The 4,786-nt window shown below is 65.5% G+C and carries 5 protein-coding genes; all 5 read right to left on the bottom strand.

The annotated features are described in order from the left end of the window. Positions 1-357 (bottom strand): ATP-binding cassette domain-containing protein (locus AB4Y84_RS13395; protein WP_442250270.1); only part of this gene is annotated, 357 nt, incomplete at its 3' end. A 19-nt stretch (positions 358-376) separates the two neighbouring features. Continuing rightward, a complete protein-coding gene (gene pstA, locus AB4Y84_RS13390; protein ID WP_442250269.1) occupies positions 377-1,240 on the bottom strand; it encodes a phosphate ABC transporter permease PstA in 864 nt (287 codons plus the stop codon). Beyond that, positions 1,240-2,208 carry a phosphate ABC transporter permease subunit PstC gene (pstC, locus tag AB4Y84_RS13385; protein WP_025875378.1) on the bottom strand — a complete coding sequence of 323 codons (969 nt, stop codon included), beginning with the start codon at positions 2,206-2,208 and terminating at the stop codon, positions 1,240-1,242. Before pstC ends, pstA begins: the two co-directional genes overlap by 1 nt. Before the next feature lie 82 nt (positions 2,209-2,290). Beyond that, positions 2,291-3,379 carry a phosphate ABC transporter substrate-binding protein PstS gene (pstS, locus tag AB4Y84_RS13380; protein WP_180164220.1) on the bottom strand — a complete coding sequence of 363 codons (1,089 nt, stop codon included), beginning with the start codon at positions 3,377-3,379 and terminating at the stop codon, positions 2,291-2,293. Positions 3,380-3,778: 399 nt separating this feature from the next. Then, on the bottom strand, positions 3,779-4,786 hold a 1,008-nt coding region (gene pstS / locus AB4Y84_RS13375; protein WP_442250268.1), incomplete at its 5' end, for a phosphate ABC transporter substrate-binding protein PstS.

Raw genomic sequence — 4,786 nt, 5'->3', positions numbered from 1 at the left:
TCTACGCGCTGTACCCGAAGCTGGAAGCGCGCGGTGAGGTGATCTCGGGTACTTCGGCGACAGGATGTTCTCGCCGTCGAGGATCACCTCACCGCGCGCTTCCAGCTTCGGGTACAGCGCGTAGATGCGGTTGAAGATGCGCAGCAGGGTCGACTTGCCGCAACCGGAGGGACCGATCAGCGCGGTCACGCGCTTTTCCGGGATCTCCAGGTTGATGCCCTTCAGGGCGTGGAACTTGTCGTAGTAGAAGTCCAGTCCACGCGCGGCGAGCTTGACCGGGGCCGGAGCGTGCAGGTTCTCGTGCGAGGCCGGCACGACGATGCGCTGCATCGGCACGGCGTTGGAAAGGTCGTTCATGGCGGTATCCACGGAAAGGTCAGTCATGGGAGATACGGTTGCGCAGCAGGATGCCGCGCGCAGAGAGGCTGACCAGCAGCACGAACACGGTCAGCACCAGCGCGCCGGCCCAGGCCAGCACCTGCCAGGATTCGTACGGGCTGCCGGCGAACTGGTTCATCACCACCGGCACCGAGGCCATCGGCTGGAACACGTTGCTGTTCCAGTACTGGTTGCCGAAGGCGGTGAACAGCAGCGGTGCGGTCTCGCCGGAAATGCGGGCCAGCGCCAGCAGGATGCCGGTGATGATGCCGGCCGAGGCACTGCGGTACAGTACCTGCACGATCACCTTCCACTGCGGAATGCCCAGCGAAAGCGCGGCTTCGCGCATCTGCGAAGGCACCAGGCGCAGCATCTCGTCGGTGGTACGCACCACCACCGGCAGCACGATGAAGGCCAGCGACAGTGCACCGGCGAAGGCGGAGAAGCTGCCGCCGGTCTGCATCACGTACAGGGTGTAGACGAACAGGCCCAGCACGATGGACGGGGCCGACAGCAGGATGTCGTTGACGAAGCGGACCACGGTGCCGGCCTTGCGGGCGTTGCCGTACTCGGCCAGCCAGGTGCCGGCCAGCACACCCAGCGGGGTGCCGATGCCGATCGCCAGCGCACACATCACCGCACTGCCGAAGAAGGCATTGGCCAGGCCGCCTTCCTGCATCGGCGGCGGTGTCATCTTGGTGAACAGATCCAGGTTGATGCCGGCCAGGCCCTTGGAGGCCAGGGTGAACAGGATCCAGCCGAGGAAGAACAGGCCGAACAGCRCAGTGGCGCAGGACATCGCGATGGCGATGACGTTGCCGATGCGGCGGCGCAGGTACAGGGAGTCAGCGGTGCTGGACATCAGTTGCCCTCCTTGCGGGACAGGCGCATCAGCATCAGGCGGGCGATGGCGAGCACCACGAAGGTGACGATGAAGAGGACGAAGCCGAGCAGCAGCAACGCCGAGCGGTAGGTTTCAGTGGCTTCGCCGAAGTCGTTGGCGATCAGTGCGGCGATGGTGGTGCCCGGTTCCAGCAGCGACGGCGACAGGCGCACGCTGTTGCCGATCACGAAGGCCACCGCCATCGTCTCGCCCAGTGCGCGGCCGAGGCCGAGGAAAACGCCACCGATCACCGCCGAGCGGGTGTAGGGCAGCACGATGTCCCAGCTCACTTCCCATTTGGTGGAACCCAGCGCGTAGGCCGATTCCTTCAGGCGGGTCGGCACGGTCAGGAACACTTCGCGCATCACCGAGGAGATGAACGGGATGACCATGATCGCCAGCACGAAGCCGGCGGTGAGCATGCCGATGCCCAGCGGCGGGCCCTGGAACACCGGGCCGATGATCGGCCATTCGCCCAGGGTTTCGTTGAGGAACGGGGTGACGTACTCGGTCATCACCGGCACCAGTACGAACAGGCCCCACATGCCGTAGATGATCGAGGGAATGCCCGCCAGCAGTTCGATGGCGGTGCCGACCGGGCCACGCAGCCAGCGCGGTGCCACTTCTGTGAGGAAGAAGGCGATGCCGAAGCTGACCGGTACGGCGATGACCATCGCGATCAGCGCGGTGACCAGGGTGCCGTAGATGGGGGCGAGGGCGCCGAACTTGTTTTCGACCGGATTCCAGTCGGAGGAGAAGAAGAAGCTCAGGCCCTGCATCTGCAGGGCGTGGCGACCACCCCACAGCATCGACAGTGCGGCGCAGGCCAGCGCGATCAGGACGAAGATGACGGTGCCGACCAGCACCCATCGGAACAGTTTGTCGTTGCGGGCATCACGCGTATCACGCGTGGACGGGGCGGCTACAGGCTGGGCGATGGCATTCATGGGGACGGCAGGGCCAGGAAGGGGCGGGGCAGCACGATGTGCAGGAGACGGTGCCCGCACGTGGCGGGCACCGTCGGGTCCATCACTTCAGTTCGGTCGCCCAGTAGGCTTCGATCTGCTTGACCAGCTCGGCCGGCAGCGGTACGTAGTGCAGTTCGTTGGCCTGGGTCTGGCCGCTTTCGAAGGCCCACTTGAAGAAGGCCAGCGCATCCTGGTTGCGCTTGGCATCCTTCGGCTTCTTCTGCATCAGCATGAAGTTGGTGGCGGTGATCGGCCACGCCTGCTCGCCCGGTGCGTTGGTGATGACCAGGTTGAAGTCCTTGGCGCTGGCCCAGTCGGCGCTGGCGGCAGCGGCAGCGAAGGTTTCAGCGTTCGGCTGCACCCAGGTGCCGGCGGCGTTCTGCAGCGAGGCGTAGGGCATCGCGTTCTGCAGGGCGTAGGCCAGTTCGACGTAGCCGATGGAACCCTTGATCTGCTTCACGTAGGAAGCAACGCCTTCATTGCCCTTGCCACCCACGCCGTCCGGCCACTGCACCGAGGTGCCTTCGCCGACCTTGCTCTTCCACTCCGGGCTGACCTTGGACAGGTAGTTGGAGAAGTTGAAGGTGGTGCCCGAACCATCCGAACGGTGGACGATGGTGATCTTGCCGTCCGGCAGGGTCACGCCCGGGTTGGCGGCGACGATGGCCGGGTCGTTCCAGGTCTTGACCTTGCCCAGGAAGATGTCGGCGAGCAGGGCGCCACTGAGGCGCAGCTTGCCGGCTTCCAGGCCGTCGATGTTGACCACCGGCACCACGCCGCCGATGGCCGACGGGAACTGGGCCAGGCCGGCCTGGGCCAGCTCATCGCTGCTCAGCGGCTTGTCGGACGAACCGAAATCGACGGTGCCGGCCTTGATCTGGGCGATGCCACCACCGGAACCGATCGACTGATAGTTGATCTTGGCGCCGGTGGCGGTGTTGTAGTCAGCCGACCACTTGGACACCAGCGGGAAGATGAAGGAGGCGCCAGCACCGGAGACCTCAGCGGTCACCTTGTCGCCGGCAGCGGCCGGAGCAGCGGCGCCGTCAGCGGCCGGCTGCTGAGCGGCCTGCTTGTCGCCACCGCAGGCAGACAAGCCCAGGGCGATGGCCAGGGAAAGGGCGGCAAGGCTGGCCGAGTGCAGTTTCATGGTCACTCCATAGCGGGGTAGAGCCGACGGTGTCGGCGGATGCGGCTATGAAATGATGTTTTTGTTACAGCCGTATGACGTCCATGACAGAGGTGTCCTGGATCACGTTCTGGCAAGGGTTTCGCGGGATTCACGGTTGGCCGCCGGGTCGGCTGACGACACCAACTGCGCTTCTGCGCGGTCCCCGGCGCGGCGGAGGGCCGGGCAGCCGTTGCCCCCGCTCCTGCCTTCCATGACCCATCGCCGCAACAACTCACCAACGGAAGCGCAGCGCCTTTCACGACCAACCCTGCAAAAAAGAAGAGCGCCGGACCCAGAAGGATCCAGCGCCCGGTGGGGCCGGCGGGGGAGAGAGGACCCGCCGGCCCCGTTCCTGCGGGGGAACGCCTTGCAACGAACTCAGTACTTCAGGTTCTGCGTCCAGTAGGTCTCGATCTGGCGCACCAGCGCGTCCGGCAGCGGCACGTAGTCCAGCTGCTTGGCCTGCGCATCGCCATTCTTGTAGACCCAGCGGAAGAACTCCTGCGTGGCCTTGGCGCCCGCCACGTTCTTCGGCTGCTTGCGCACCAGGATGAAGTTGGTGGCAGTGATCGGCCATGCATCAGCGCCCGGGGCGTTGGTCATCACCAGGTAGAAGTCACGGGCGTTGGCCCAGTCGGCGCTGGCCGCGGCGGCCGAGAACGAGGTGTCCGAAGGCTGCACGATCTTGCCGGCCGCGTTCTTCATCGCCGCGTAGGACATCTTGTTCTGCAGCGCGTAGGACAGTTCGACGTAGCCGATGCCGCCCTTGATCTGCTTCACGTAGGCAGCAACGCCTTCGTTGCCCTTGCCGCCGATGCCGGCCGGCCACTGCACCGAAGTGCCTTCACCGACCTTGCTCTTCCACTCCGGGCTGACCTTGGACAGGTAGTTGACGAAGTTGAAGGTGGTGCCCGAACCGTCCGAACGATGGACGATCGTGATCTTGCCGCTGGGCAGGGTAAGGCCGCTGTTCAGTGCGGCGATGGCCGGGTCGTTCCAGGTGGTGATCTTGCCCAGGAAGATGTTGGCCAGGGTCGGGCCGTCCAGCTTCAGCGCGCCGGGGGCGACGCCAGCAACGTTGATCACCGGCACCACGCCGCCGATCACCGACGGGAACTGGGCCAGGCCAGCGGCAGCCAGCTCTTCCGGCTTCAGCGGYGCGTCGGACGAACCGAAGTCCACGGTCGCTGCCTTGATCTGGGCGATACCACCGCCGGAACCGATCGACTGGTAGTTGACCTTCTTGCCGGTGGCGGTGCTGTAGTCGGCCGACCACTTGGACATCACCGGGTAGATGAACGAGGCGCCCGCGCCGGTGACATCGGCGGCGTTGGCGGCGAACACGGACGACGCGGCCAGAATGGCGACGGCGGCGCGCGACTTGAA

Origin of the sequence: Stenotrophomonas sp. 2YAF22 (assembly GCF_052114665.1) — a bacterium.
Lineage (GTDB): Bacteria > Pseudomonadota > Gammaproteobacteria > Xanthomonadales > Xanthomonadaceae > Stenotrophomonas > Stenotrophomonas indicatrix.
This window is presented reverse-complemented; position numbering and strand designations above follow the sequence as displayed.